General features: G+C 52.5%; 20 protein-coding genes, 1 tRNA gene and 4 rRNA genes. 2 read left to right on the top strand and 23 right to left on the bottom strand.

Features of this window, described 5'->3' with window-relative positions; genetic code table 11:
- Window positions 1-21 precede the first annotated feature (21 nt).
- From SPIBUDDY_RS06455 to deoD, 14 genes are all read right to left on the bottom strand, one after another.
- Window positions 22-765: a TSUP family transporter gene (locus SPIBUDDY_RS06455; RefSeq protein ID WP_013606945.1), complete on the bottom strand. Its 744-nt coding sequence runs from the start codon at window positions 763-765 to the stop codon at window positions 22-24.
- Window positions 762-1,664 carry a tyrosine-type recombinase/integrase gene (locus tag SPIBUDDY_RS06450; protein WP_013606944.1) on the bottom strand — a complete coding sequence of 301 codons (903 nt, stop codon included), beginning with the start codon at window positions 1,662-1,664 and terminating at the stop codon, window positions 762-764. The genes SPIBUDDY_RS06455 and SPIBUDDY_RS06450 overlap by 4 nt, the downstream gene beginning before the upstream one ends.
- Window positions 1,664-2,905 (bottom strand): cell division protein FtsZ, encoded by a 1,242-nt coding sequence (gene ftsZ, locus SPIBUDDY_RS06445; RefSeq protein ID WP_013606943.1) that lies wholly within the window; start codon window positions 2,903-2,905, stop codon window positions 1,664-1,666. Before ftsZ ends, SPIBUDDY_RS06450 begins: the two co-directional genes overlap by 1 nt.
- A 27-nt stretch (window positions 2,906-2,932) precedes the next feature.
- On the bottom strand, window positions 2,933-4,231 hold the full coding sequence (gene ftsA / locus SPIBUDDY_RS06440; RefSeq protein ID WP_245523818.1) for a cell division protein FtsA: 1,299 nt from the start codon (window positions 4,229-4,231) through the stop codon (window positions 2,933-2,935).
- Window positions 4,209-4,964, bottom strand: coding sequence for an FtsQ-type POTRA domain-containing protein (locus SPIBUDDY_RS06435; RefSeq protein WP_013606941.1), 756 nt, complete (start codon window positions 4,962-4,964; stop codon window positions 4,209-4,211). Before SPIBUDDY_RS06435 ends, ftsA begins: the two co-directional genes overlap by 23 nt.
- Window positions 4,961-6,196 (bottom strand): FtsW/RodA/SpoVE family cell cycle protein, encoded by a 1,236-nt coding sequence (locus SPIBUDDY_RS06430; RefSeq protein WP_013606940.1) that lies wholly within the window; start codon window positions 6,194-6,196, stop codon window positions 4,961-4,963. Before SPIBUDDY_RS06430 ends, SPIBUDDY_RS06435 begins: the two co-directional genes overlap by 4 nt.
- A gap of 4 nt (window positions 6,197-6,200) precedes the next feature.
- Window positions 6,201-7,136, bottom strand: coding sequence for an MraY family glycosyltransferase (locus tag SPIBUDDY_RS06425; protein WP_013606939.1), 936 nt, complete (start codon window positions 7,134-7,136; stop codon window positions 6,201-6,203).
- The gene (locus SPIBUDDY_RS06420; RefSeq protein ID WP_013606938.1) at window positions 7,129-8,514 is read right to left on the bottom strand and encodes a UDP-N-acetylmuramoyl-tripeptide--D-alanyl-D-alanine ligase; all 1,386 of its coding nucleotides are present in this window, start codon (window positions 8,512-8,514) and stop codon (window positions 7,129-7,131) included. The genes SPIBUDDY_RS06425 and SPIBUDDY_RS06420 overlap by 8 nt, the downstream gene beginning before the upstream one ends.
- On the bottom strand, window positions 8,511-8,855 hold the full coding sequence (locus SPIBUDDY_RS06415; protein ID WP_013606937.1) for an FtsB/FtsL family cell division protein: 345 nt from the start codon (window positions 8,853-8,855) through the stop codon (window positions 8,511-8,513). The genes SPIBUDDY_RS06420 and SPIBUDDY_RS06415 overlap by 4 nt, the downstream gene beginning before the upstream one ends.
- 12 nt (window positions 8,856-8,867) lie before the next feature.
- Complete coding sequence (gene rsmH / locus SPIBUDDY_RS06410; RefSeq protein WP_013606936.1) at window positions 8,868-9,758, bottom strand: 16S rRNA (cytosine(1402)-N(4))-methyltransferase RsmH; 891 nt, start codon at window positions 9,756-9,758, stop codon at window positions 8,868-8,870.
- On the bottom strand, window positions 9,758-10,213 hold the full coding sequence (gene mraZ / locus SPIBUDDY_RS06405; protein ID WP_013606935.1) for a division/cell wall cluster transcriptional repressor MraZ: 456 nt from the start codon (window positions 10,211-10,213) through the stop codon (window positions 9,758-9,760). Before mraZ ends, rsmH begins: the two co-directional genes overlap by 1 nt.
- 243 nt (window positions 10,214-10,456) lie before the next feature.
- A complete protein-coding gene (locus SPIBUDDY_RS06400; protein ID WP_013606934.1) occupies window positions 10,457-12,052 on the bottom strand; it encodes a glycoside hydrolase family 57 protein in 1,596 nt (531 codons plus the stop codon).
- Entirely contained in the window at window positions 12,052-12,783 is a 732-nt protein-coding gene (locus SPIBUDDY_RS06395; protein ID WP_013606933.1) for a DUF4912 domain-containing protein, read from the bottom strand. Before SPIBUDDY_RS06395 ends, SPIBUDDY_RS06400 begins: the two co-directional genes overlap by 1 nt.
- A 90-nt stretch (window positions 12,784-12,873) precedes the next feature.
- Window positions 12,874-13,581 (bottom strand): purine-nucleoside phosphorylase, encoded by a 708-nt coding sequence (gene deoD, locus SPIBUDDY_RS06390; RefSeq protein WP_013606932.1) that lies wholly within the window; start codon window positions 13,579-13,581, stop codon window positions 12,874-12,876.
- Window positions 13,582-13,675: 94 nt separating this feature from the next.
- On the opposite strand from deoD, the gene SPIBUDDY_RS06385 reads away from it, so the two are divergent.
- Window positions 13,676-16,015, top strand: a complete 2,340-nt coding sequence (locus SPIBUDDY_RS06385) for a DUF3536 domain-containing protein (RefSeq protein ID WP_041381156.1) — start codon at window positions 13,676-13,678, stop codon at window positions 16,013-16,015.
- Here SPIBUDDY_RS06385 and SPIBUDDY_RS06380 read toward each other — a convergent pair.
- The 9 genes from SPIBUDDY_RS06380 to SPIBUDDY_RS06340 form a co-directional block, all read right to left on the bottom strand.
- The gene (locus SPIBUDDY_RS06380) at window positions 16,002-16,271 is read right to left on the bottom strand and encodes a GNAT family N-acetyltransferase (protein ID WP_013606930.1); all 270 of its coding nucleotides are present in this window, start codon (window positions 16,269-16,271) and stop codon (window positions 16,002-16,004) included. The genes SPIBUDDY_RS06385 and SPIBUDDY_RS06380 overlap by 14 nt on opposite strands.
- Window positions 16,272-16,273: 2 nt before the next feature.
- Window positions 16,274-17,947 carry a DNA repair protein RecN gene (gene recN / locus SPIBUDDY_RS06375; RefSeq protein WP_013606929.1) on the bottom strand — a complete coding sequence of 558 codons (1,674 nt, stop codon included), beginning with the start codon at window positions 17,945-17,947 and terminating at the stop codon, window positions 16,274-16,276.
- Window positions 17,940-18,803 (bottom strand): NAD(+)/NADH kinase, encoded by an 864-nt coding sequence (locus SPIBUDDY_RS06370; protein ID WP_013606928.1) that lies wholly within the window; start codon window positions 18,801-18,803, stop codon window positions 17,940-17,942. Before SPIBUDDY_RS06370 ends, recN begins: the two co-directional genes overlap by 8 nt.
- A 10-nt stretch (window positions 18,804-18,813) precedes the next feature.
- On the bottom strand, window positions 18,814-19,845 hold the full coding sequence (locus tag SPIBUDDY_RS06365) for a DegT/DnrJ/EryC1/StrS family aminotransferase (RefSeq protein ID WP_013606927.1): 1,032 nt from the start codon (window positions 19,843-19,845) through the stop codon (window positions 18,814-18,816).
- 96 nt (window positions 19,846-19,941) lie between these two features.
- Window positions 19,942-20,054, bottom strand: a 5S ribosomal RNA gene (gene rrf / locus SPIBUDDY_RS06360).
- 97 nt (window positions 20,055-20,151) lie between these two features.
- Window positions 20,152-20,264, bottom strand: a 5S ribosomal RNA gene (rrf, locus tag SPIBUDDY_RS06355).
- A 72-nt stretch (window positions 20,265-20,336) separates the two neighbouring features.
- Window positions 20,337-23,270: ribosomal RNA gene (locus SPIBUDDY_RS06350) — 23S ribosomal RNA — on the bottom strand.
- 51 nt (window positions 23,271-23,321) lie between these two features.
- Window positions 23,322-23,395, bottom strand: a tRNA-Ala gene (locus SPIBUDDY_RS06345).
- Between the two features lie 144 nt (window positions 23,396-23,539).
- Window positions 23,540-25,082, bottom strand: a 16S ribosomal RNA gene (locus tag SPIBUDDY_RS06340).
- The 16S, 23S and 5S rRNA genes sit together here with 1 tRNA gene alongside, the layout of an rRNA operon.
- Before the next feature lie 458 nt (window positions 25,083-25,540).
- Here SPIBUDDY_RS06340 and SPIBUDDY_RS06335 point away from each other — a divergent pair.
- Window positions 25,541-26,881, top strand: coding sequence for an MATE family efflux transporter (locus tag SPIBUDDY_RS06335; protein WP_013606926.1), 1,341 nt, complete (start codon window positions 25,541-25,543; stop codon window positions 26,879-26,881).
- The last annotated feature ends 20 nt before the right edge of the window (window positions 26,882-26,901 follow it).

The following is a 26,901-nucleotide window of genomic DNA, read 5'->3' as shown; positions in this document are numbered from 1 at the left end:
CCGCGTTGTTGATGGTTTGCTTCAGAACAGGGAAACAGCGACCTTCACCAAAAGCAACAACAAGACAAAGAGCATGACCGGCTTGACCACATTTGCACCAACCTTCAGGGCAAGTCTGCTCCCAAGGTATCCACCTATCACCGCACTGACTGCACAGGGGATGGCGATGGAAAAATCTATCACCCCGTGATAGAGGAACATCGCAAGGGCGGCAACATTGGAAGCCAGATTGACAATACGGGCTGTACCGCAGGCTTTCAACAAATCCATACCCAAAACCGAGGTGAAAATGACGGTGAGGAACATACCGGTTCCCGGTCCGAAAAAGCCATCGTAGCAGCCGATTACCAATCCGGTGATCGAAGCCAAAGAATAGAGGAAAAGTCGACTTTTCTGTTGAGCCTGACCGAAATCGGGCTTGAAAATCATAAAAAGGGCTAATGCAGGAACAAGAAATACCAAAAGGTAATTCAGATAGGTATCGGCATAGCGGGTTGCAAGCGCCGAACCCATGGCTGAACCAATGAAGCTGAAAAGTGTTGCAACCAAGCCGATGGAAAGGGAAACCTGGGAACGTCGAAGGTACTGTATGGAGGCGACCAACGTACCGCTTGCCGAAGCAAACTTGTTGTTGCCCAACGCAGTCTGGGGAGGAAGACCGACAGCTACATACGCGGTAAGGGTTATCAAGCCGCCTCCACCTGCAATTGCATCCACAAAGGAACCAAAAGCAATGATGGGACACAAAAGAAAAAGTATGTTCATTGGTCTTCCTTGTCGTGGATGCCGGCATGAAATTGCTCGTAGGCTTTTTGCAGTTGCTTGGTGTCAACATGGGTGTAAATCTGGGTCGTCTTGATGTCACTATGCCCCAAGAGTTCCTGTACGCTTCTGAGGTCCGCCCCGCCTTCCAACAGATGGGTGGCGAAGCTGTGCCGCAAGGTGTGTACCTTGGCATCGAGGCCCGCCACATCGCAATAGGCGATGAACCGTTTGTACATGGCCTGCCTGGTCAATTGATGCCCCCTGCGTCCTACAAACAGGGCTTTTGTCGAGAGCCTCATGCCAATAAGCTTGGGCCTGATATCCTTGAGGTAGGCATCAACCCACATGCGGGCTATTTCCCCTACCGGAATAATGCGGATCTTATGACGTTTTCCCACCACCCGGATGCTGGTCTTTTGGTAATCGGATACCTGTAGCGTACACGCTTCGCTGATTCTCAGGCCGCAAGAGTAGATAAGCTCGAAAAGCGTGCGGTCACGAAAGCCCAGAAGGTCCGAGGTATCGATGCTTTCCAAGAGAGCATCCACTTGTGCAACCGAGGCTACCTGGGGGAGACTCTGCTTCTGCCTGCCGCGCTGGATAAGCAGTACCGGGTTGTCCTCCCTGATTTTGCTCATCTGCAAAAACGAGAAAAAAGAACGCAAGGCTGATAAAAGCTTGGCAACACTGCGTTCACTGAGGTGACGGGTTTGCACCTGTATTACAATATAGGCCTCAATCAAGCTCGCAGTAATCGTTTCATAGTCAGAACCTGCAGCGAGAAAAAGAGCAAGCTCATGTGCATAGACAGACTGCGTCGCCTCTGAAAGGCGACGCTGCATTGCAAGATAATCGGTATAGTCCTCGATCAATACCCTGTCAGAGGAATCACTGTTCATCAGTTCTCGTCCGTTTTGTTGCGTGAGTAGCGAAGTACAGCAGGAATGGTGTAATCATTTGCATTGGTACTCGGCCCCTTGCCGAGCTGTTTCTGCAAATCCTGCCAACGGTTAACCTGGATGGAGGCGACATCGGCCTGATCATCAGGCTTCTTTGCCGGCTGTGAGGAGCCTTCATTCTTGCCTTCATCCCGCTTTGCCGAAGCATACCGGCGCTTGACCATATCCATGTCGGCAAGTTCGGCTCCAACAACCTCTTCCTTGCGTTCAAACCCTGTTGCAACCACGGTAACCTTGATTCGGTCACCCAGCTCGGGGTTGAACGCTTGGCCGGCGATGATCAGGGCGTCATCAGCACAACGCTCGGTCACCAGTTCGACGACATCCTGATATTCCTGCAGGGTAAGATTGTCACTTCCTGCAAGGTTGACCAACACACTCTTTGCACCCTCGATGCTGGCGTTCTCCAGCAAGGGATTGCTGATGGCCTGACGAGCGGCATCCACAGCCCGATTGGCACCCTCACCAAAGCCGATACCCATCAGGGCATCGCCCTTGCCTTTCATAACGGTACGAACGTCGGCAAAATCGATATTGATTTCACCGGGTTCGGTGATAAGTTCACTAATACCCTGCACACCCATGTACAATACTTCGTCGGCCATCAAGAAAGCCTGTTTGATCGGAGTATTGTTTTCCACCACTTTCAGCAGGTATTGGTTGGGAATGATGATCAAGGTGTCGACCTGCTTGCGAAGCTTCTCGATTCCGGCCTGAGCAAGCATGAGTTTCTTCTTGCCCTCAAAAGCGAAAGGCGTGGTAACCACAGCCACGGTCAAAGCGTTGCAGCTCTTGGCAATCTCGGCGACCACCGGAGCGGCACCCGTCCCGGTTCCCCCTCCCATGCCGGCGGTAATAAAAACCATGTCGGCATTCTCTATCTCGCGTCTGATATCCTCTTTACTCTCTTGGGCGGCCTTCTCTCCAACCTCGGGAACACCACCGGCTCCCAGACCCCCTGTCAGTTCCTTGCCGATGGGTATCCGAATTTGGGCATTGGACCGCTGGAGGGCTTGCATATCGGTATTCATGGTGACAAAATGCACCTTCTTCAAGCCACTGGCAATCATGCGATTCACCGCATTCCCGCCAGCGCCACCCACCCCGATTACTTTGATGATCGTGGAGGTGGCTTGTTCGTCCTGGACCATGTCCTCTACTTCAAACATTCCAAAATCCATAGCATATTCCTTTGCCCTACGGCTCACTTAAAACAATGTTCTGAAAAATCCACGGAGCTTGGAGGCGGCTCCACCCTCTTTTCGGTGCACTCGTTCCTTGCGCGACTTGGTTGAAGTTCCCGTTTCACGCACCTTTCGGGCCTCACTCTTGAGCAATCCCAAAACGGTTGTATATTGCGGACTGATATAGCTGCGGTCCAACCCGCCGATGGCCTCGGGAAACCCAAGTCTGGCAGGAAGGCGGAAAATCTCACTTGCAAGTTCAGTCACCCCGCTCAAAAGAGCACCTCCACCGACCAAAACCACCCCACCGCCGAATGAACCTTGGATTTGAGCTTTTTCCAAATCGCTTTGCAGGCGTGAGAAAATCTCAGCCATGCGTGGCTCAATGACCTTGCTCAACTCCTTCTTCGGCATTTTTATGGCAGGAAGTCCTCCGACTTGTGGAATGAGGATCATCTCTTCGCTGGAGACTGAAGGGACATAACTGTGCCCGCTTTCGCATTTAATCTGCTCGGCTGCAGCACGGGTCTTATTGAGAATGTATGCAATATCATTCGTAACAGCCTCTCCTCCAAGGTTGACACCGCCGGTGTACACGGGAGCTCCGTTGGAATAGGCAATCATATTGGTGATGCCGCTGCCGATATTGATGAGGATGGTCCCCATCTCCTTCTCTTCACTGCTCAGCACCACCTCGGAATCCGCAAGACTCTGGAGAACCAGACGTTGGACTATGAGGCCCGAACGCTGGATGCATTTTCGTTCATTCTGACACATGGAGGAGGCGGCGGTGACGATAAGCACCCGACTCTCCAAACGGTGTCCAAGCATGTCAATCGGGTCCTTAATGCCCATTTGGCCGTCGATTTGGAAATCCTGGACCAAGGTGTGGAGAATTTCACGGTCCTGGGGAAGCTCGAAAGCCCGTGCCACTTCCAGGCTCCTGAAAATGTCTTCCCGCTTGATCTCCTGGTCCTTGCTATTGATACCGACAACACCGGTACTGGCAATGCCGATGATATTCTCCCCTCCGATGCCGATGATAACTTCGTTCATCTCAGCCCCAGCTTGGAGCTCGGCCTCGTTGATCACCGTTTGGATGGTCTTCAAAGTCTGTTCAATATTGACGATGGAACCGGCACGCACTCCTTCGCTCGGATGTTCGCAGATGCTGTCGACCATCAACTGGCCGTCCCGGCTCACTGAGCCGATTACGCATCTGGTCCGGCTCGAGCCGATATCCAATCCCATCAACATCTTTTCACCAGCCATTACAGCAACCCCCTTCTGGTCGGTCTCATCACCTGCGTACCAAACCCTCACGATAGAGGTCGTAACGCCTAGCTTGCGAGCTGAGGAAAGAGAGTGCATTCTTCTGGTCCTGCTGGACCAGTGAAACAGCGGCACTTACATGCGCCGCACCTACAGGCTCCCTCACCCAAATTTGGGCATTCAGGGACGAGAGTTCCAATACCATCTTTCCAAAGCTGTTACTACTATTATTATCGTATTTTATCTTAGTTATCAAGGTAGTTTTTCCCTCTAGCGACCTAGCCAACTCCATGACCTGATGGAATGAGTCATCAACCCCGTAGTTTACCATCATCTGTGCATAAGAAGAAGGGACTTCGATGGTGACTGTAACGCTTTGCCAAGGGACTACGTCATCTGGGTGCAGGACCTTCAAATGAAGATTGTCAACCAAATAGGCTTTGCCGGACGCTTCTTCCTTGATCAAGGCTGCAGCGTCTACGAGGGTGAGGCTCGCCAACAAGGAAGAAGGAAGTTTTCGTACCAGTTTTACGTTTTTAACACCGGTAATCGTTTCGAGGCTTCTCGAGTATTTGGCAAGATTGATTGCGAACAGTGAAGTTCCCACCAGCTCTGAGAGTTTTTCTTGTACCGCGACCGGGACCACCTTGCTGCCTCCCTGTACCTGGATCTGCACCGACCGGAGGTTGAAAGCGGGTATCGAGCGAAGCAGCAATACACAAAGAAGGATGGCAAGGGGGAGGATCAACAAGGCAAGTTTCACCTTGATATCCAGCTTGCTCATAAAAGTCCCCCTTCATCGGGAAACAGGATGGCTTTGCGTTCTTTGCTTTTCAGCGAGCTTTTTGCAAGCGGGAGTTTCCCGCTGCTGATCAAAAGAATCCTATAGAGCAAGGCACAGCTGCAAAGTACCACGAAAAGGTTCGTACCCCCCTGACTGAAGAATGGCAAGGGTATGCCCGTAGGCGGCAGCAAAGCCGTCACAACAGCCATATTGAGCAGGGTTTGAAAAAGAATCATGCTGGTCAGGCCGAAAGCGCTTATACTGAGGAACCGGTCACGACTTTGCATCCGGCTGGCAGCATTGTACCCAAGGATGGCGATCATGGCAAAAAGAATCAGAATAAAGGCACTGCCGACAAACCCGATTTCTTCGCACACTGAAGCAAAAATGAAGTCACTCTGCACTTCGGGAAGCAAGCCAAGCTTGAATTGTCCATTGCCCAACCCCACCCCGAACATCCCACCCGCCTTGATGGCTTTGAGGCTTGTCGATACTTGGTAATTCATGCCGGCAGGGTCAAGCGAGGGAAACAGGAACGAGAAAACCCGTTTAACCCGGTAGCTCTGGCTGAACATGGCAACCAAGGCAGGGGTTGCAAGAAAGGCGAGCAATATGAGCAAATGTGAGAGTTTGAATCCGCTGCATACCAGTAAGGCGAAACTCAAAGCAAGAAAAAGCAATGCGGAAGAGTAATCCCGTTGGGCGAAAATCAAACCGGTGATGACAAGGCTCACACCGATAGGCAACCCGAAACGCCTGGGAACGGACTCAGCGCTGCGGTCTTTTTGATTATATGCCGCATAGAACAGGATAACGGCAATTTTTGCAAACTCCGATGGCTGAAGAGAGGGAAGCGGCCCGATTTCGAGCCACCGCCTGGAACCGAGGCGCTCAACACCGAACGGTGTGAAGAGCGTCATCAACAACAACACTATCGAAATGGCAAGGATTGGATACGAGAATGCCTTGAGGGCGGACAAAGGTATGTAGCGTATGACAACGGAAGCTACAAGGGCAAGAGCTACAAATATCAGCTGACGGGAGAAAAAATAGTAGTGAGGCAGTTCATGAATCAATGCTTCATTGTAGGATGCACTGTATAGCATGATCAGCCCCAGGGTGGTTATCAGCAAAATGAGGCACAAAAAGGTGAAGGCACTTAAGTTTCCGCCCATCGTCTCCAAGGCTTCTTCATGTTTCTGCCAATCGTCAAATTCTCGTCGTATATCCATGGCATCACCTGCTTATCAAGAGCGAGACAAAAGCGAACGCCCAAGAGGCCAAGGTAAAGAAGGTCACGATTCTCCCCTCGGCGACGCCTTTCAACTCGTAGGCATGATGCAATGGGGCAATGGTAAATACCTTGCGCCCAAACCGTCTGATGGAAATTATCTGAATCAGGCTGGTCGCCAGCTCAACCAAGAAAAGACCGCTTGCAAGAAAGACCACTACCTCAAATCTCATCAGCAATGCGCTGATAGCAATGTAGGCACCCAATGCATGGCTGCCGCAGTCACCCATGAAGTACTTTGCCGGTTTCCTGTTGAAAAGAAGAAAAGCCAGCAATGATCCAAGTAAAGCAGTGGAAGCTATGCCATTGCTTCGATTACCAAGCAGGAGCAACAACACCAACAGCGGCAGGCTGGACCCTGCAGCCAAGGCATCCAAACCGTCGGTGATATTCACTGCATTTACGAAGTACAGGATATAGAAACACGCAAAAATGTAATACGCAAAACTCAGTTCAATGCCGAATGAGCCAATTTCCAGGCGGGTGTCGATCAAAGCTTCCCTGCCGAGAAGAATCAAAAGCAAGAGCGCGCCTTGGGCCTGCAAGGCCAGCTTGAAAAGACTTGGAAGGCCGTCACCGTTGCCCGATCGAAGCTTCATACGGTCATCCAACAAACCGATGAGGCCAAAGAGCAGCAATGCGATCAATGGATATGCAACACCAGGTTCACCGAGAAATGGGTCAAAAAGCGAGATGCATAGCGTCCCCAGACAGAAGGCAATGCCTCCTAGTACCGGGGTGCCTTGCTTCATTGCCTGCGTGGCCATCAGCTCCGGCTTGATTGCAACCTTGCTCTTTCCCGTTACAGACAACAGGACCTTCGATAGGACGAAGGTCGCAACAAACGAGGAAAAAAGGAGGATGGGATATCTATCAGGCATATCCAAGCGACCTCCTTTGGATTGAGGGAATCAGTCGTTCCATGGCCACCGACCGGGAAGCCTTGAGCAGGAAGAGGTCGCCCCCCTTCAATTGCTTTTGCACCATGCTTTCGAGTTCCTCAAAATCCTTGGTGTATTTGACCTGGCCGCGATACCCGAGCTTTTTCAGCTCCAAAGAAGCTTCTTCCATCTCCGATCCAAAAAGATACGTTTGATTGAAGGATGAAGCAGCGACAGTTCTGGCTACCATGCGATGCGCTTGTCTGGAGAGTTTTCCCAGTTCCTTCATTGGTCCAAGGACCACCTTCTTCGACCCTTTCCATGAGAGGCCGGAAAGGTAGGTAAGAATGCTGTTGGTCGAATCGAGACTGGCATTGTAACTGTCGTCAATAATCGTCACATCGCTTCTATGGACGAAAGAGCGACCGTGCATTGGTTCAAAGCCTTCCAACGCCTCAGCAATATCGCCGGCATTTGCCCCAAGGTAGCGTCCTACCTTGATAGCTCCCACCACATCCTCAAGAAGGTGGCGCCCCACTGATTTCACAGTAAAGGTATGGCCCTCATAGGTGAGTTGCCATCCATCGAGGCCCAAGTCAACGGCCGAGATTTCCTTGGCATCGTAGCGTACCAGCGAGCGAGCAGCGATGGTTTGAATGAGATCGAGGTGCTTGCAGCTGCTGCTGACAAAACCGGCCTCGAGTCCTGGATGGAATATCCTGGCCTTTTGTTCTGCTATGATTTCTTGGCTTCCCATCTTTTCCAAGTGAGAAATACCGACATTGGTAAGCAGGGCAATCGAGGGCTTGAGCATTCCGACCATCCGGTCCATTTCGCCCACATGGTCGATGCCCATTTCGAACACCCCGTATCGGGATGTTTCATCAAGACCGAAGATGCTCAAAGGAAGGCCGTACTCGCTGTTGAGATTTCCCGGGGTCTTTGCAGTCGAACCCAATACCGCGGTAATGCGTGCAAGTGCTTCCTTGGTTGTACTCTTTCCGCAACTGCCGGTTATGCCGATTGTTTTGACAGAGGGAAATCGCTGTACATAGTTTTGGGCGAGTTCGTGCAAGCTCGAAAGGACATCTTCTGCAGCAAGGACTGGACACCTCACACGTGCGAGGGCCTCGGCGGCTCGACTTTTGGGAACCACCACTGCGGCGGCTCCCTTCTTGGCGACGTCCTCAAGGTACGCGAACCCATCGCTTTTCTCACCTTTCAAGGCAAAGAAAAGGGAGCCCTTGGTACACAAGCGGCTGTCGAGCTGTACATCGGCAATACGCTTGCCGTTTGGATTCAGGCAATCTGCTTTCAACAGGGGAGCAATGGAGGAGGCTGTAAAACGGCAGGTGTCGATATGTTGGTATTCACTCATATACGGCTCCTTGCGACCATCACGACAGTTTCGGCTTTGATGGGCTGGAAGGCAATATCCTCCCTCCAAGCTCCGTTGACCAGGGCTTCTGGCATGCTGAGGCTGGAAATACTTGCCTTGAGAACTTGCTGCTGCTCTTCCAATGCTTGTCGGTTCTTGAGCAGGGTTTGGTACTCAACTTCAAGGGATCGGTTTACGCCACGCTGCCAAAGGGGTACAAAAATGGCACCCATGACGCAAAGAAGCATGAATACGACAACGAGCTGTTCCACATGACGGCCACGGCCTTGCTTTTGCACCGGTCGTTGCTTGAGATCAGTAGTATACCAGTCGTTGCCCATACTCCACCCCCATTAGCGTTTTTCGATAATTCGCAGTTTTGCGCTCCTGCTTGCCGCATTCTCCTCTCGTTCCTGATCCGTCGGAATCAGGGGTTTCTTCGTCAAAATGCGTATTGCCGGCTCATCACCCTCCGCCATACCTTTGAACAGCCACTTTACCTGCCTGTCCTCCAAGGAGTGAAAGCTGATGACCGCAATACGGCCGCCGCTCTTGAGTGCTTTGACAGCGCCCTTCAGAGCCGGCTCAATGCGGTCCAGTTCCCGGTTCACCTCTATGCGGATAGCCTGGAACGTACGGGTTGCCGGATGAATGTGCCCATAGCGGTAGTTGGGCGGAACAGCCTTGTAGATGATCGATGCCAATTCTTCGCTGGTTGAGATTTTTGCAAGCTTGCGGCGCTCAACAATCGATCGGGCTATGCGTCTGGAGTAGCGTTCCTCCCCAAAGTTGAAAATTACATCGGCCAACCGTTCTTCCTGATACCCGTTGACCACATCGAAGGCGCTGATGGAAGCACTCTCATCCAAGCGCATATCCAGTACTTCGTCCTTTCGGAACGAGAACCCTCTGTGCGACTCTTCGTAATGAAAACTGGAAATGCCCAAGTCAAATAGAATCAGGTCGTACACATTTTCTTCACCTTGGGCGAAAAAATCGTTGAACCAGATATTCTTTGGTTCGAAACGGCTTCCGAATTCCTTCATCCGCTCGATGGCTTTCTGCTGTATGGTTGTGTCCCGGTCCAAACCGATGACTTTCAGATTTGGATGGGTTGAAAGAAAGAGGTGGGTATGCCCTCCCTCACCGCAGGTACAATCGACCATGGTAGCCTCTCTACCTTCGGGGACAACCAAATACTGGAGGACTTCCTGTGCCATGACTGAATAATGCACATATTCCATTATTGTTCCTCCCGGATCATCTCACTGAGCGATTGGGCTGCATCGAGGAACTCTCCCATGCTTGCCTGCAAGTAACGCTCATATTCATTCTTGTTCCAGAGTTCCAGATAGTTGCCGGTGCCCAGAAGGACAGATTCTTCCCTCATTCCAAGACCGGCACTTTCCCTGAGGCTTGAGGGAATGTTAATTCTTCCCACCTTGTCGAACTCACACAGCTGGGCGGGGGCGATCATACCGCGTTGCAGGATACGCAACTTACGGTCGAACATCGAACCAGGCCCATTCATGATCGTGTTTTTCAGTTTCTCAAAATCTGCAGGAAGCATCAGCCACAGGCAATTCTCCAGGCCCCGAGTCACATACAGGGCATCTCCTTCGAGTGCGGTACGCAACCGAGAGGGGATGAGAATGCGACCCTTGTCGTCTATGGTGTTGTAAAATTCACCAGTCAACATGACCTTGCTCCTATAGAAATACCACTTTATTGGGATTTTTTCCCACTTGTACCCATAAATGTACACTCCTTACCACCAGAGTACAACCAACCGTTTCCCCGTTTCATAGTCCAATCGCTACAATGTTTCACTCCATCGCTTAACAAGCGTAGAGCGTTATTGGCAATTTTGAGGATTTCATCGCTACATACAACAAAAACCCCTTCCTGGATGAGGAAGGGGCTGATACCAAGCAAGAAGCTCTTATCGGTCAGGATTAAAAATGTTGTAATCCATATCGCTGAAAATGATGTCACGCTTTTCAGCTTTCACCAACCATTCAGTATTGACTGCATTCTTGCACATGTTGCCATATACAACGTTAAAGTTTTTCAGGTGATCGCGCACCCGTTTCTGTGCGTATTCAGTACTGCTCTTGTTGAACAGGATGAATGGCCAGTCGCTTGCCATGGCAAGCAAAACTTCCCTTGCAGCCTGGTTGAGGAACCGCTGCTTCAGGCTGATTTGGTCGCTGAACCGAACCGCCAATTCTTCCATCCGTTCGATGGCCTTGTGGATGTGCCGGTACGTCCATGCATTGGAGCCGTCAAGCCACACTGCACTATACCCGCCCTGACCCCAGGAAGAGAATGCCGGACGTGCGGTCTGCAACGCAAAACCTTCCTTGGACAAAAAGTTCGAAGGCGTAACCAAAGCGATATCTTCCCCTTGCTGAGCCACAAGTCTGATGACCTGCTCCAGCCAATCGATTCCCTCGAACCACCAGTGGCCGAATAATTCAGCATCGTAGGCAAGGGTGAACAGGGGAGCCACATCCATGGCCGATGAAAGGCTTTGGCCCTTCTTCTTCAAGCTATAGATGAAGTTTTGGGCATGTTCGGCAATTTTCTGCTGTGCAAGCGCACGCTGATAGGGAACCTTTTGGTCGGTATGACCGGTGATGGCCCAGTATTTGTAGCCGGTAAAGACACGAACCTGCGGTTCATGAATATAGGGTTTTATATACTCCATCGGTAAGTCATAGCCGATGTCACGATAAAATTCCCGGTAGGCCTTATCGGTCGGATACCCGCTGGTATTTGACCAAACAAGACTGGTCCCCTGAAAATCACGGGGGAACGCTGCCACACCGTTGGGACAACGAATCGGACGGTAATCGCCGTATTGGACTTTGTCCGGAGAAAGCAACATGCTCTGGCTTGCTGTTTGGAACCAGGAAATGCCGTGGTATTTGAGATTCTCCTCAAGCCCCGGATAGTAGCCGCATTCGGGCAACCAGAAACCCTTGGGCAGATGTCCGAAGGTGGTCAAAAACGATTGAACGCCGAGTTCGATCTGAGCGTTGATCGCCGTAGGATACTCTTTGTACAAAGGAAGGTAGGCATGGGTGGCTGCAGTGGTGATCAGTTCCAGATGGCCGCTGGTCTCCAATGCCTTGAACCCATCGAGAATATTGGTGCGGTACAGGTCCTGGTAGTCGGATAGATTGCGTTTGGCCTGGTCGAGGTAGAATTGGGCCATTTCAAGAAACTCAGGCTGCTCTGTTCTGCAACGCTCGACTTCTTTCTCCCCCAGTTCCATGAGCCGTTCCAAGTACTGTACAAACCGCTCCTGCAGAACAGCATCGGTTAGCATGCCGCAGAGCGTGGGAGAGAGACTGATGGTAAACTTGAAGGGGATTTTCTCCGCCTTGAGTTTGTTGAACATCCTCAAAAGCGGAAGATAGCTCTCACTGATGGATTCGAACAACCAGTCTTCCTCAAGAAAACGGGGGTATTCAGGATGTCGTACAAAAGGAAGATGGGCATTCAGGATGAAAGCAACGGAATTGACAGGCATTACAGTACCCCCTTGCTCAAAGCTTGAGCGATATCACGAAGCACTGCATTGTCAACAATCTCTCCTTCCTTGGTTACCAAAGAAGAGAAGTGAATGGTAAACAGGTCTTCATCCAGAGCAAGTTGTTCCACATTGTCCTGCCAGTAAGAGGGATAGGTCTCAACACTCTTGCTCTGCGCCAGGGACATTTCGTTGCCCTTTTGGTCACGGTAGCACAGGTCTACCAAATAGGAGGAACCCATATTCGGCAGGTTGATATTCCACTGGTTGTCATCGCCTTGGATGCTGATGTCAAAGGTCTTGGTTTCTTTGCTTGCCAGCATTGTCTCCTGCACCCGCAAAAAGAGAGAGCCGTCCAATTCCCCATCCTCACCAAACACGGAATGAAGGGCCGACGGGGAGAGAGACCAGTAGGCATACGCCCACTGAGGGTCGCGAAGCAAGAGATGAATCGAAGTATCCAGATAACTTTCAGGAAGCTCCTCCACTCCGGGCAACCCATTGATGTGCTGCATGTTCCCCCGGTAATCGGTGAGGGAGTTGCAATAGCGGTTTCGATTGATTTTGCCTTTCAAAGCGGCGGGCATTTCATCATCCTGATCTTCAAACGCTTCTTCAAGCGCATCGATGAGCTCTTCGCGGTCAAGTGTCTGCCAGGTAGCAAGGCCTTCTTGTTGGGCTATGTACTGCAGCTCGGTAGTAGACAAAGAATCAATATTGATGAGAATCATGCTTACTCCCGCAACGCATCCAAGCGGATGTTCTTTCTTTCAATCGTAAAAGAATCATCCATCTTAGTCAACACAGCGGAGTTGCCTGCACTAGTCGAAGAGCGTGAGCAAAGCCAGGTCCACCATGGCATCGAACGTACTTTGCCGCTCCTTAGGATTCACCTGTTCCCCGGTCAGCAAGGAATCGCTGACGGTCAGCAACGTCAAAGCCTGTACGCCTTTCAAATGGGCAAGCGTGTACAGTTCACAGGTTTCCATGTCTATGGCCATCGTCCCCACCGATTGGGCGATGAGCTTTTTCTGCTCGCCGTGCAGGTCGTAGAACTGGTCGCTGGTGAATACGTTGCCCACCTGAAAGCCGACCTTGGCAGCCTTGGCATGTTCATAAGCTTTACAAAGAAGTTCGAACGAGGCGGTCGGTGCATACTGGTAGGTGCCGAAACGGCTGGCATTCATGGCGCTGTCGCAGTCGGCCGCCTGGGCGATCAGAATATCCTTGAGCTGGAGTTTTTTACTCATGGTTCCACAGGTTCCAACCCGCACCAGGCGATTGGCACCATACGAATCAATCAGCTCATTGGCATAGATGGAGAACGAGGGCATACCCATCCCCGTTCCTTGTACGGAAACTCTGTTTCCCTGCCAATAGCCGGTAAATCCGAACATTCCGCGTATCTCGTTATATTGGGTTACTTCAGTCAAGTAAGTCTGGGCGATGTGTCTGGCCCTCAAGGGGTCACCCGGCAAGAGGACGGTAGGTGCAATGCTTCCTTTTTCAGCAACAATATGGATGCTCATATTTTCCTCCTACCATATTCTCGACCAGAAAGGAGTAAAGTGCAAGATGCATCTATTATCGATTTGTGCGCTATGCTATACTTCGCCCTGCAATATGAATATACAGCAACAAGAGAAAACCTCACTTATCCTGCATGGGCATTTTTATCAGCCCCCCAGAGAGAATCCCCAGACTGGAATCATCGGGAAGCAACTCTCTGCCAGCCCTTTTCCAGATTGGAACGAACGGATTCATGCTGATTGCTACAGTGCAAACAGCCATTCGCGCTATCTCTCGGCGTATCGCAGAATCTTGAGCATGACCAATAATTACGCATCCATAAGTTTCAACTTCGGCCCCACCCTGCTCTCTTGGATGCAGAAGCAGCACCCTGAGACGTACGAACTGATCCTCCAAGCGGATCGTCAAAGTGTAGAGCGGCTTGGATTCGGCAACGCCATCGCCCAGGCTTTCAATCACTCCATTCTCCCGCTTTGTACAAAAGAGGATGCAAGAACCCAAATCCTTTGGGGTTTGGATGATTTCAACCGACGTTTCGGCAGGGCCGCCCAAGGCTTGTGGTTGTCTGAAACTGCTATCAATCCGATGGTCATCGACCTGCTGGCGGAAAGCGGTGTCACCTTTGTGATTCTCTCCCCCTGGCAATGCAGAGCCATATCCAAGGACGAGTCGAGCATCCAAGGACTGAACGGCAAGCCGGCTCCGTATGACAGGCCTTTTTTACTGCAAGGCAAAAGCGGAAAGACCGTCAATGCCTTTTTCTACAACCATCAGTTGGCTGAAGGAATAAGCTTCGGGCATTACCTCAGGGACGCAGACCAGCTGTATGAACGGCTTCTGACGATCAAGACTGAGGAAAAGGCGCAACTCATTCATACCGCCACCGACGGGGAAATCTACGGGCACCACGAACCCTACGGCGATATGGCCCTGGCGGCCCTCATCAAGAAGGTTGAGGACCGAGACGATTTTTCCTTCACCAACTATGCCGCCTACCTGAGCGAACATCCGGCAACCGAGTGGGCTCACCTGCACGAAGGCGAGGAGGAGAAGGGCACAAGCTGGTCCTGCTCCCACGGGGTGAGCCGTTGGTATCGTGACTGTGGTTGCCATACCGGTGGGGATGAGAGCTGGAACCAGAAATGGAGAACTCCGTTGCGAAAGGCGTTCGACCATCTCAGCCAGAACATCGATACTATCTTTTTTACAGAAGTCAAACGCCTGCTGGGACCTCAGGTCGAGGCATTATCACTTTTATATGCCTTTGCACCGGTCGCTTCCGGACAGATGGAAATGGAAACATTTTTGGCAGCGTACAGCAATGATCCATCGGTCAGGGAACAACTGGCGCAGTTGCTGTTGGCACAAAAGTACAAACACTTCGCCTACACCAGTTGCGGTTGGTTTTTCAACGACCTGGCAGGCCTGGAACCCAGGCAGAACATTACCTATGCCCTGATGGCTGTACAGCTGTGCCAACGGTTCTCCACTGATGAGCTGATGATGACGTTGCTGGACGACCTGAGCAAGGCAAAGGCCAACAGGAAGCAAGACGGCAACGGCCAAAACCTTGCTATGGAGAGCCTGCAACAGCTGCGCGGTGAAGTTGAGGCTGCCCTGTTTTTCACCCTCAACCGACGTATAGCCAAAAGCGACGACTATAGGGACTCGTATGGATACTTCACCCTTGAGTCCTACTCCCTGCTTGAGGACCAACAGGTTGTGCTGACACTGCTCAACAAGCAATCCCTGGTCCGTTATATCTGTACCGCCGTTGATCTGCATCCGGAATTGATGCAATTGGAATACTCCATCACCGTCCAGAATACAACCGAGGGTGAAGAGCAGACCTATTATCTGGATCATGATGATATACACCTACGCATGCGGGATGCTTTGTTCGACCAAATCGATCGTACCGTCTGTTCGCTCGACCAGAACCAAATCAAGCAACTCTCCCGCAATCTGTATCACTATGCGAGTTTGGCAACCAATATCCCCTATCTACCGATGGGTGCACTGTACCAGGAGTTGATCGGATCCACGCTGCAGGCAATAAAGAGTCTTTTCATGTATGGAAGTCTCTCGATGTGGGATGAGTTCAAGAAGGATTTTGAGCTGATGCTTGACTTCTTTCTCAAGTACGGCAAACAGCCGGACCTTGATCTGATAAAAACCATCTTCGATACGCAGATGTGGTCGCTGGCGGAGAAAATCCAGACGTTCGGACTGTATGACCAGAACAGCCGTTTCATCCTGGAGTTCTTGGAAATCATTCGAAAGCGTGGGTATCAACCTGATCTGACAGCCATCCAGGATGCAATATATCCCTATATGAGCATGCAAAAGAGGCTGCCACCATCCACTGATGCAAACCTGATCAACACCTTGGGCACTATGCTGAACTTTGAGCTAACAATCAAAGAAACGTAATAAGCTCGGAAAGAGCAGGATTTTCATTGAGTACTCTTGCCGCATAGGAACAGAGGGGGACGATCAAACGTCCCTCTTTTTGTGCCTGCTCGACGGCTAGCAACACCAGCTGGCGGGCGATGCCCTGCCCTCTGAGCTCGGCAGAAACATAGGTGTGATCGATCGCAAGCTTATCAACACCGATCCGACGCGTTACGATTCGTGCTACAGGAGGCTTGCCATAGGCAAAACCATTCTCAGTCTGGTAATACTCCATACTCAGCTCCCCTTCTCCAATAATTTCCTAGCGTGGCCCAAGCTCTCTATGCTGGTGTCGTCACCGCTGAGCATACGGGCAATCTCTTTCTGACGTTCGGCATCCTTGACTGCTTTGATGGTTGAGTAGCTCATTCCACTGCGAATTTCCTTGCTTACCACCAGATGATGGTCTGCCTTGCTGGCGATGGAAGCAAGATGCGTTATCACAATTATTTGATGTGAGACTGCAAGATGGACGAGCTGCTCGGCTACGGAAAGGGCTACACTGCCGCCGATACCGGCATCGACCTCATCAAAAATCAACGTGGGGACGGCATCGCTTTGTGCAAGCGAAGTTTTGACTGCAAGCATGATGCGGCTGAGTTCACCCCCGCTTGCAACATCCTTGATGGAGCGCATCTCAAGTCCCGGGTTTGCACATATTTGGAAGCTCACCTCATCGATGCCGCTTGCTGAAGGACTGGTCTGGGCGAAAGCAATGGAGAACACCGCCTCCTTCATTCCCAAGGTTCTCAGTTTTCCTTCGACTTCACCGGCAAGGAGCAACGCAGTTGCTTTGCGCTTCTTTTGCAGGGCTACGGCCTTTTCCATCAGTGTTTCATTGGCAAGCCTAATCTGTTTCTCCAACTTACTCAGTACAATTTCCCCTTGTTCCGACAAGCTGAGCTTCTCTTTGCTTTGAACCAGAAACAAGAGGACAGCATCCAGAGTCGGACCGTACTTCTTTTTCAACCGCTGCAGCTGGGCAAGCCGACTTTGCAGGCGGTCGAGCTCGGTTTCGCTGTATGTCATGCCATTCAGATAATCGCGGACGCTCTCATAAATATCCTGTATCTCAATTGAAGATGATTCAAGACGTTCTGCAAGGCTGGACAAGGAGGAATCTGCCTTGCATGCGATGGCAAGCTGTGTTTTTGCCTGATGAAGCGAGGCTAAGGCACTCAGGCCTTGTTCTCCGCCGTGCAACAGGGAAACCGACTGGCTTAGTGCTTCATGAATATGCTCGAAGGAAGCGATGAGTTGCACCTGGGTGGCAATCTCCTCGTCTTCACCGGCCTTCGGATCAATCTTGGTGATTTCATCAACAGCATAACTGAGGTAGTCCAGCTCCCGTTTGGTTGCATCCAGTTGGGCTTGTTTCTGCTCAAGCTCGGCTTTCAGGCTCTGAAAAAGTTCGTACGCGCTTCGATATGCACCTTTTTCAGCTTCGCAAGAGCCGAATGCGTCGAGAACGGAGAGCTGATGGGATGTGGATAGGAGACTTTGGTGGTCGCGCTGGGCGCTGATATCGAGTAGTTCGCTGGTGATGAGGGCAAGCTCCGATCGTGTAGCCAGCCTTCCTTGGATGGTAATGGAGGAACGACCGTTGCTCTTAATGGTTCTGCTCACTACAAGCGTTTCTTCCTCCAGTTCCAATTCCTCTCTTTGTAGATACGCTGATAGGTGTGCTCCCATCGGCGAGGCGACATAGAACGAGGCACTGACGGTTGCAAAGTCGCAACCATTGCGTATCGACTGCACTTCTGTTTTCTCACCGAGCAACAGGGACAATGCTCCCAAAATTATGGACTTTCCTGCACCTGTTTCGCCGGTGATGACACTAAACCCATCCGAAAATTCGATGGTGCTGTCCTCAATGAGTGCGTAGTGATGAATCTCTAGCCGTTCAAGCATGGAGCCCTCCTCCTGACCAATTCAGTTTATCACGGAGTACTTCTATGAAATTACGCCTTTCGCTTGTGACCAAGAGGGCTTTGCTGCGCGATTTCTCCACAATAATGACATCCTCCTCCATCAAAGGGAAGGTCTGTTGTCCATCGAGGGAAAGAACGAGGCCGGTTCTCTGCCCCTTGGGGATGGTAAGGGTAACCCGCGACTCGCCACTGACCACCAAAGGACGGTTGGAAAGCGTAAACGGACAAATCGGGGTTATAATCAGCGAGGATAGGTCCACATCGAGAATCGGGCCGCCGGCCGCAAGACTGTAGCCGGTGGAACCGGTCGGGGTCGCAATAATCATTCCATCGGAACGGAAGAATCCTGCATCGGTATCGCCGATACGAAGAGCCATGCTGATAACCTTGCTGATTCCACTGGAGGAAACTACCATCTCATTCAAGCCATGGGCGGTGAATACCTTCACCCCTTCACGCAGGACCGAGGTGCGGATCATCAAACGCCTGCTGATGCAGTTCTTTCCCGATAAATAGAATTCAATGGCTTCCTGCCATTCATCAACCGATATCTCGGTAATAAAACCAAAGGTTCCCAGGTTGATGGCAAGAATGGGAATTCCAAGATCCTGCAGATAGCGAGCACAATAGAGAACGGTTCCATCACCACCGAGACAGATAACCAGATCGGTACCTTCGTCTACGAGCAGGGGTTCATCCTCCGCATTGGTACGAAAAATTGAGCTCGTAATACCCTTTTGCGTCAGATATTCAGAGATGGTTTGCGAGAGAGCATGGGAAGCTTCCTTTCTCCAATTAGCAATTATCAGTACGTGCCGCACAAGCCTCTCTTCCATGGTGGTCTCCTTAGCTCAAGTGGGAAATAACTTTTATCAGCAGTTCAACTTCAGACTGTTTGAGAAACGGGTAAATGGGTAATGAAATAGCTCTGAGAAAGAGCGGAATTGCCTTTGGGTAGAGATCGAAGCGATCGCTCGCTTGACTGGCAAGCGTATCGGTGAAAGTCTTTTTGGCCGAAACCTGGTACTTGTTGGCAAACTTTATGGCATCTTCAGGTTTTGAATCCAGAGCAACACAAAAACCGTATCCGTTGGGCTGGAAATCGATATTCCCAATGCCAAAGACACGATGCGATGTCTTAAGCAGCGATTTGGCGAAGAGGCCGTACAATTCCCGACGCTTTGAAAGTTGCTCAGGCAACGCTGCCAACTGAATCATACCCAACGCTGCATTCATATCGGGTAATTCGATGTACGGTCGAACATGCTGGGCAAAAGCTTTCACCATAGGTTGATAGGAATCCTTGGTATAGACAATGGCAGCACCTCCAGCGGTACTGACAATGCTATCCTCCTCAAAGGCGCAGAGAACCATATCCCCGTAGCCTCCGGATTTTTGCTCTTCGTACTCGCTTGCAAGACTTTGTGTGATGTCCTCGATGACTGGAACGCCCAGCTGCTTGTAGTCGCAAGCAAAAGGGATTTGGCACATGGGTTGGTGAATCAAAAGGGCACTGCATCCTTGGTCGACAAGTCGCAAAGCTTCTTGTTGCGCAAGGCATCCGTGTTCCGCTTCTATGTCACCACACACAAGTTCAAAACCCAATGCATCCGCAACGTTCTGATACCAGGAGGGAGAAAGAATGCTAACCCCGATTTTTGCATGGGGTCCGAGATTGCAGGAAACCAATGCACAACTGAGGGCATCCACATAGGAGCGCAGGGCAAGACCGCCTTTGGCTCCGACCATTTCACAAAACTGGTTGAGAAATACATTCTTTCGTTCACCGGGGCCTATACGTTCATCGACCATGGTTTGCAAAACAGCATCCATATCTTTTCTGCGTAAGGTGGGTTTATAGAAAGGAATCAATGCCACAGTTGCCTCCTCGGGCAAGTATAGCCGTATTTGGCTGCAATAGGAAGGCTAAAAAAGGCCCTCCTGAAGAAGGAGGGTTGGTTAAAAAAAGAAAAGGTCCGGCGGCTACCTACTCTCCCACGGCTAACCGTAGTACCATCGGCGTGAGGGTGCTTAACTTCCGTGTTCGGGATGGGAACGGGTGTGTCCACCCTGCTGTGGCCACCGGACCGGACCAACGCCTGGGAGCGCGAGAATCTCGCACGACCGGCCTTGGCAGTCCAACTAGACTGGAAGGACAAAAAACAAGGAAGGAAAAAAAAAGAGGCCCGGCGGCTACCTACTCTCCCACGGCTAACCGTAGTACCATCGGCGTGAGGGTGCTTAACTTCCGTGTTCGGGATGGGAACGGGTGTGTCCACCCTGCTGTGGCCACCGGGCCGGCCAACGCCTGGGAGCGCGAGATAACTCGCACGACCGGCCTTGGCAGCCCACGGGACTGGAATAATGATATGGTCAAGCCTCTCGGATGATTAGTACCGGTGGGCTGAACGCGTTGCCGCGCTTGCACCCCCGGCCTATCGAACAGGTAGTCTCCCTGTTTCCTTGCGCCCGCTTGTGCGGGTGGGATGTCTCATCTTGGGGAGGGCTTCCCGCTTAGATGCTTTCAGCGGTTATCCCTTCCGAACGTAGCTACCCGGCAGCTGCCGTTGGCACGACAACCGGTACACCAGAGGTTCGTCCACTTCGGTCCTCTCGTACTAAAAGCAGAACCCCTCAAACATCCAACGCCCATGGCAGATAGGGACCGAACTGTCTCACGACGTTCTGAACCCAGCTCGCGTACCGCTTTAATTGGCGAACAGCCAAACCCTTGGGACCTGCTCCAGCCCCAGGATGCGATGAGCCGACATCGAGGTGCCAAACCTTGCCGTCGATATGAACTCTTGGGCAAGATCAGCCTGTTATCCCCGGAGTACCTTTTATCCGTTAAGTGACGGCGCTTCCACTCGCAACCGCCAGATCACTAAGACCTACTTTCGTACCTGCTCGGCTTGTTTGCCTCGCAGTCAAGCCACCTTGTGCCTTTACACTTGCCGGATGATTCCCAACCATCCTAAGGTGACCTTCGCGCGCCTCCGTTACTCTTTTGGAGGCGACCGCCCCAGTCAAACTTCCCGCCTGGCACTGTCCCGCTGCCGGATGACGGCAGCGGTTAGAAAATTGGACAGGCAAGGGTGGTATTTCACCGACGGCTCCGCGCAGGCTGACGCCCACGCCTCGCGGCCTCCCACCTATCCTACACATCCCTGCCCAAGTCTCCATGCCAAGTTGAAGTAAAGGTTCACGGGGTCTTTCCGTCTAACCACGGGTACCAGGCATCTTCACCTGGACTTCAATTTCACCGGATTTCGCGTTGAGACAGCGCCCATATCGTTACACCATTCGTGCGGGTCGGAACTTACCCGACAAGGAATTTCGCTACCTTAGGACCGTTATAGTTACGGCCGCCGTTTACTGGGGCTTGGATTCGCTGCTTCGATCGCTCTGACAACTCCTCTTGACCTTCCAGCACCGGGCAGGTGTCAGTCCATATACTTCCCGTTGCCGGTTCGCATGGACCTGTGTTTTTGGTAAACAGTCGCATGGGCCGTTTCTCTGCAACCCCCTTGCGGGGGCCATACTTATCCCGAAGTTACGTATGCATTTTGCCGAGTTCCTTAACGCGAATTCTTCCGTGCGCCTGTGCATTCTCAGCTCGCCCACCTGTGTCGGTTTGTAGTACGGTCCCCCAGGGCCGTTCCTTAGGGATTATTTCTCGGCACGACGACTACGCGCACTTCGCTGCACCGTGATGCAGCTCGCTCGCGGCTCGCCTCGGCCCCCGGATTTGCCTGGGGGCCTCGTCGGCTCGCCGTTTCGGCCGGGACTACCGTCGCCCGGCTGCGTTTCGCCCTATGCGTCATCCCATCGGAACCCTGGGAGGTGCGGGAATGTTGACCCGCTTCCCATCGGCTACGGCTCTCGCCCTCGCCTTAGGGGCCGACTGACCCTTGGGTAGATTGACTTTACCCTGGAAACCTTAGGCTTTCGGCGGACGGGGATCTCACCCGTCTTTTCGTTACTCATGCCTGCATTCTCTCTTCCGTCCCGTCCACGGGCGCTCCCGCCCCCGCTTCTTCCGTACACGGAATGCTCTCCTACCGACAGCATTGCTGCTGTCCCGCGGCTTCGGTGCCGTGCTTAGCCCCGTTACATTATCGGCGCATGACTACTCGACCAGTGAGCTGTTACGCACTCTTTGAAGGGGTGGCTGCTTCTGAGCCAACCTCCTGGCTGTCTGTGCAATCATACTTCCTTTCCCACTCAGCACGACTTTGGGACCTTAGCCGGCGGTCCGGGCTGTTTCCCTCTTGACGACGGCCCTTATCAGTCGCCGTCTGACTGCCGCACATTGTATCGCGGTATTCGGAGTTTGGTTAAGCTCGGTACCCAGTGACGGGCCCTCACCTATCCAGTGCTCTACCTCCGCGACAGTCCATGCGACGCTAGCCCTAAAGCTATTTCGGAGAGTACCAGCTATCTCCAAGTTTGTTTAGTCTTTCGCTCCGAGCCACAGCTCATCCCAACCCTTTTCAGCGGATTTAGGTTCGGCCCTCCACAGGATTTCACTCCTGCTTCAGCCTGGCCATGGCTAGATCACTTGGCTTCGGGTCTACCGCACGCGACTGAACGCCCTGTTCAGACTCGGTTTCCCTGCGGCTCCGGGACTCCCATCCCTTAACCTTGCCGCATACGGTAACTCGCAGGCTCATTCTACAAAAGGCACGCCATCACCCTCTCGGGCTCTGACCGCTTGCAGGTCCACGGTTTCAGGTTCTCTTTCACTCCCCTCCCGGGGTCCTTTTCACCTTTCCCTCACGGTACTATGCGCTATCGGTAGCTGCCGAGTATTTAGCCTTGGAGGGTGGTCCCCCCAGTTTCCGGCAGGATTTCTCGTGTCCCGCCGTACTCAGGTAACGCGGCCATGCAGCTGCAAGCGTTTCGCGTACGGGGCTTTCACCCGCTCTGGCCGGCCTTCCCAGGACCGTTCCGCTACACTTGCAGTTTCTGACTGCACGGGGTAACCCCCGCCGCATCCCTACAACCCCGCGCACCCGAAGGCACGCGGTTTGGGCTCCTCCCCGTTCGCTCGCCGCTACTGGGGGAATCTCAATTGATTTCTACTCCCGCTGGTACTTAGATGGTTCACTCCCCAGCGTATCTCCCATGCACGGTATTTTATTCGCGTGCATGTGCATGTCATCCAGACATACGGGTTACCCCATTCGGAAATCCGCGGATCATCGGGTATTGGCCCCTTCCCGCGGCTTATCGCAGCTTATCGCGTCCTTCTTCGCCTGGCAGCTCCTAGGCATCCTCCGTGGACCCTTATTCACTTGACCATATCATTCTTCCAATCCCTGCGCTTGTACTGTAAAAAACCTTCCGACTCATGGAGGCAAGGGGATTCGAACCCCTGACCCTCGGCTTGCAAAGCCGATGCTCTAGCCAGCTGAGCTATGCCCCCGGCTAAAACAAAAAGGCGTACGGGAAGGGAGGAAAAAGAGAAGTCCGCACCCTAGAGGGGCACTTTGTTGCAGGACTTGCACCTGCTGGTCGACGACCGTTGACGGCTGCGGCTGTGAGAGCCGCCGCCAGCCTTTCTTCTCAGAAAGGAGGTGATCCAGCCGCACCTTCCGGTACGGCTACCTTGTTACGACTTCACCCCCCTCACCGGACGTACCTTCGGAACCGCCCCCCCCTTGCGGGTTGGGCTGGCGACTTCGGGTACCCCCGACTCGGATGGTGTGACGGGCGGTGTGTACAAGGCCCGGGAACGTATTCACCGCGCCATGCTGATGCGCGATTACTAGCGATTCCAACTTCATGGAGTCGGGTTGCAGACTCCAATCCGTACTGGGACCGGCTTTAAGCGATTCGCTCCGCCTCGCGGCCTCGCTGCGCTCTGTACCGGCCATTGTAGCACGTGTCGTAGCCCAGGACATAAGGGCCATGATGACTTGACGTCGTCCCCACCTTCCTCCGGTTTGTCACCGGCAGTTCCGCCTGAGTCCCCACCTTCACGTGGTGGCAACAGACAGCAGGGGTTGCGCTCGTTGCGGGACTTAACCCAACACTTCACAGCACGAGCTGACGACAGCCATGCAGCACCTGTACGCCGGCCGCAAGCGGCACGCACCTTTCGGTGCGCTTCCAGCGTATGTCAAGCCCTGGTAAGGTTCCTCGCGTACCATCGAATTAAACCACATGCTCCACCGCTTGTGCGGGCCCCCGTCAATTCCTTTGAGTTTCACCCTTGCGAGCATACTCCCCAGGCGGTGCACTTAATGCGTTAGCTACGGTACCGGGGGTCGACCCCCCGCCACCTGGTGCACATCGTTTACTGTGCGGACTACCAGGGTATCTAAACCTGTTTGCTCCCCGCACCTTCGCGTCTCAGCGTCAGTACATGGCCAGATGCCTGCCTTCGCCATTGGTGTTCTTCCAGATATCTACAGATTTCACCCCTACACCTGGAATTCCGGCATCCCCTCCTGTACTCAAGCCCTGCAGTTTCCAGCGCGTCCCCCCGGTTGGGCCGGGGTATTTCACGCCGGACTTGCAGGACCGCCTGCACGCCCTTTACGCCCAATGATTCCGAACAACGCTCGCCCCCTACGTGTTACCGCGGCTGCTGGCACGTAGTTAGCCGGGGCTTATTCCGGGATTCACGTCATCCCGCGGCCATTCCCTGCCACGGTTGTTCCCCCTCCCGAAAAGAACTTTACAACCTCACGGCCTTCTTCGTTCACGCGGCGTCGCTCCGTCAGGCTTTCGCCCATTGCGGAAGATTCTTAGCTGCTGCCTCCCGTAGGAGTCTGGACCGTGTCTCAGTTCCAATGTGGCCGTTCACCCTCTCAGGCCGGCTACCCATCGACGCCACGGTGGGCCGTTACCCCGCCGTCTAGCTAATGGGACGCAGACTCATCCCCCGGCGGCGCCGTAGCGCCTTTCCCGGATCCCGCCCTCGCGGGTCCCGTCTCATCCGGTATTAATCCAGGTTTCCCTGGGCTATCCCGGACCGGGGGGCAGATTGTCCACGTGTTACTCACCCGTCCGCCGCTCTAGGGGCCCGAAGACCCTTGCCGCCCGACTTGCATGCTTAAAACGCGCCGCCAGCGTTCGTTCTGAGCCAGGATCAAACTCTCCGTCATAGGAATCCCGCCCCCGAAGGGGCGGGCTCTATTCCTTCAATAGTTCGCCCTGTCATTCCTCGCAAACGAACGTAGCTTTTATACTACCGTTCATCATTTCTTTCTTAGGTAATTGACTGGGAAGCCCCTCGCGGTTGCTTCCTTCTCTTTCTCTTTCCCTTCCCTAACGCTCGTTGTTTCAATAATCCAGGGATAGCCGGCACCAGCCTGCTTCCCGCTCCCCCTCTCGGAGGCGCTCGACCAACTTACCCGATTTGGGTCCCTTCAGTCAAGGGCTTTCTTCCCTTTTCCTCATTTTCCCGCCTCGGCTTTACCGGCCGACAAGAAGGCACTATACGGGCTTTCCTCTCCTCTGTCCAGTAGCTTCCTCACCTTTTTTTATAAATTGTGAACGAAGCTATGAGGATGCTTGCCCAAGCAGGGTTTCAAAGATAGGATGCATCACAGGAGAACGATCCATGGAACACGACATGAGCAGTGGAAAACCCGCTCGCTTGCTATTCTTCTTTATGTTGCCGATTCTCGGCGGAAACCTTTTTCAACAATTCTATTCAATGGTCGATACATTCGTGGTTGGCCGCTATGTAGGCGTCGATGCACTTGCAGCGGTGGGAGCCACCGGTTCGATGACCTTTCTCATTCTTGGCTTTGTAGTAGGCCTTACTGCAGGCTTTTCCGTAATCATCAGCCAAAAGTTCGGGGCAAAGGATCCAGTAAGCATGCGAAAAGCAGTTGCCATGAGCATACTCAGCGCCTGCTTTCTCTCGGTAGTGGTCTCAACACTTGCCTTACTGACGGCCAGACCTCTTCTGGTCATGCTCAAAACCCCTTTGAACATCATCGACGATTCCTATGCATACCTGATCATCATCTATATAGGAATTGTGGCAACCATCTATTACAACCTTCTAGCAGCCATTCTCCGAGCCCTGGGAGACAGCCGCTCTCCTTTGTATTTTCTCTTGATAGCATCCGCACTCAACGTCGCAGGCGACCTCATCGCCGTCATCGGCTTACAGATGGGGGTGAAAGGTGTTGCCATAGCCACCGTCCTAAGCCAAACAATTTCCGCGCTGCTGTGCCTTATCTATATCTATAAGCGGTATCCAAGCCTCCATCTGAGCGCCCAGGACTGGAAAATCGATTGGTCCATGATCAGCAGGCTGCTTCGTATTGGACTTCCCAGCGCTCTTCAGTTCTCCGTGTGCGCTATCGGGGTAATGATCGTCCAGTCGGTAATCAATCAAAGCGGAAGTGACACTGTTGCTGCCTATTCGGTAGGGGTAAGGATAGAACAACTGGTTACCCAGCCTTTGGTAACCCTCGGCTTGGCCATGGCTACCTTCAGTGCTCAGAACCTAGGGTCGGGACACCTCGATCGCGTCAGACAGGGAGTCCGCAGCGCCGTTCTCTTATGCGTACTCTTCAGTATGATTGCCCTGGGTTTGATATTCCTTTTTGGAAAACAACTTGCACTGTTGTTTATCGAACCGTCGGAAATACTGGTGGTGGAGCAGACTGTTCAATACCTGCATATCATTTCTTACTTTTTCATTCCACTAGGGATGATTTTTGTCTTCCGCAATACCTGTCAAGGACTCGGCTCAGGCCTCATCCCCATGCTCTCATCCATCCAGGAGCTCATTTTTCGAGGCTTGGTTGCCTTTACCTTACCCCCGCTCATCGGGTATATCGGCATCTGCCTGTCCAGCCCCATTGCATGGATATCCGCAGCACTGTTGCTACTGATCGCCTACAGACTCCAATACGCAAAACTTTCGCATCTGCTGAAGCAATAGCATGCACACCCTTACTTAGG

The sequence above is a fragment of the Sphaerochaeta globosa str. Buddy genome, from assembly GCF_000190435.1.
Lineage (GTDB): Bacteria > Spirochaetota > Spirochaetia > Sphaerochaetales > Sphaerochaetaceae > Sphaerochaeta > Sphaerochaeta globosa.
This window is presented reverse-complemented; position numbering and strand designations above follow the sequence as displayed.

What these genes read in the sequence shown, in the direction of transcription:
- ftsZ (WP_013606943.1), bottom strand. Translation starts at nt 2,905, where the DNA reads ATGGATTTTGGAATGTTTGAAGTAGAGGACATGGTCCAGGACGAACAA.
- SPIBUDDY_RS06400 (WP_013606934.1), bottom strand. Translation starts at nt 12,052, where the DNA reads ATGCCTGTCAATTCCGTTGCTTTCATCCTGAATGCCCATCTTCCTTTT.
- SPIBUDDY_RS06380 (WP_013606930.1), bottom strand. Translation starts at nt 16,271, where the DNA reads ATGGAGTATTACCAGACTGAGAATGGTTTTGCCTATGGCAAGCCTCCT.
- recN (WP_013606929.1), bottom strand. Translation starts at nt 17,947, where the DNA reads ATGCTTGAACGGCTAGAGATTCATCACTACGCACTCATTGAGGACAGC.
- SPIBUDDY_RS06415 (WP_013606937.1), bottom strand. Translation starts at nt 8,855, where the DNA reads ATGGGCAACGACTGGTATACTACTGATCTCAAGCAACGACCGGTGCAA.
- rsmH (WP_013606936.1), bottom strand. Translation starts at nt 9,758, where the DNA reads ATGGAATATGTGCATTATTCAGTCATGGCACAGGAAGTCCTCCAGTAT.
- SPIBUDDY_RS06425 (WP_013606939.1), bottom strand. Translation starts at nt 7,136, where the DNA reads ATGCCTGATAGATATCCCATCCTCCTTTTTTCCTCGTTTGTTGCGACC.
- SPIBUDDY_RS06395 (WP_013606933.1), bottom strand. Translation starts at nt 12,783, where the DNA reads ATGATTCTCATCAATATTGATTCTTTGTCTACTACCGAGCTGCAGTAC.
- mraZ (WP_013606935.1), bottom strand. Translation starts at nt 10,213, where the DNA reads ATGTTGACTGGTGAATTTTACAACACCATAGACGACAAGGGTCGCATT.
- SPIBUDDY_RS06455 (WP_013606945.1), bottom strand. Translation starts at nt 765, where the DNA reads ATGAACATACTTTTTCTTTTGTGTCCCATCATTGCTTTTGGTTCCTTT.
- SPIBUDDY_RS06450 (WP_013606944.1), bottom strand. Translation starts at nt 1,664, where the DNA reads ATGAACAGTGATTCCTCTGACAGGGTATTGATCGAGGACTATACCGAT.
- SPIBUDDY_RS06370 (WP_013606928.1), bottom strand. Translation starts at nt 18,803, where the DNA reads ATGGAAGAGAGGCTTGTGCGGCACGTACTGATAATTGCTAATTGGAGA.
- SPIBUDDY_RS06335 (WP_013606926.1), top strand. Translation starts at nt 25,541, where the DNA reads ATGGAACACGACATGAGCAGTGGAAAACCCGCTCGCTTGCTATTCTTC.
- SPIBUDDY_RS06435 (WP_013606941.1), bottom strand. Translation starts at nt 4,964, where the DNA reads ATGAGCAAGCTGGATATCAAGGTGAAACTTGCCTTGTTGATCCTCCCC.
- deoD (WP_013606932.1), bottom strand. Translation starts at nt 13,581, where the DNA reads ATGAGCATCCATATTGTTGCTGAAAAAGGAAGCATTGCACCTACCGTC.
- SPIBUDDY_RS06430 (WP_013606940.1), bottom strand. Translation starts at nt 6,196, where the DNA reads ATGGATATACGACGAGAATTTGACGATTGGCAGAAACATGAAGAAGCC.
- SPIBUDDY_RS06385 (WP_041381156.1), top strand. Translation starts at nt 13,676, where the DNA reads ATGAATATACAGCAACAAGAGAAAACCTCACTTATCCTGCATGGGCAT.
- SPIBUDDY_RS06420 (WP_013606938.1), bottom strand. Translation starts at nt 8,514, where the DNA reads ATGAGTGAATACCAACATATCGACACCTGCCGTTTTACAGCCTCCTCC.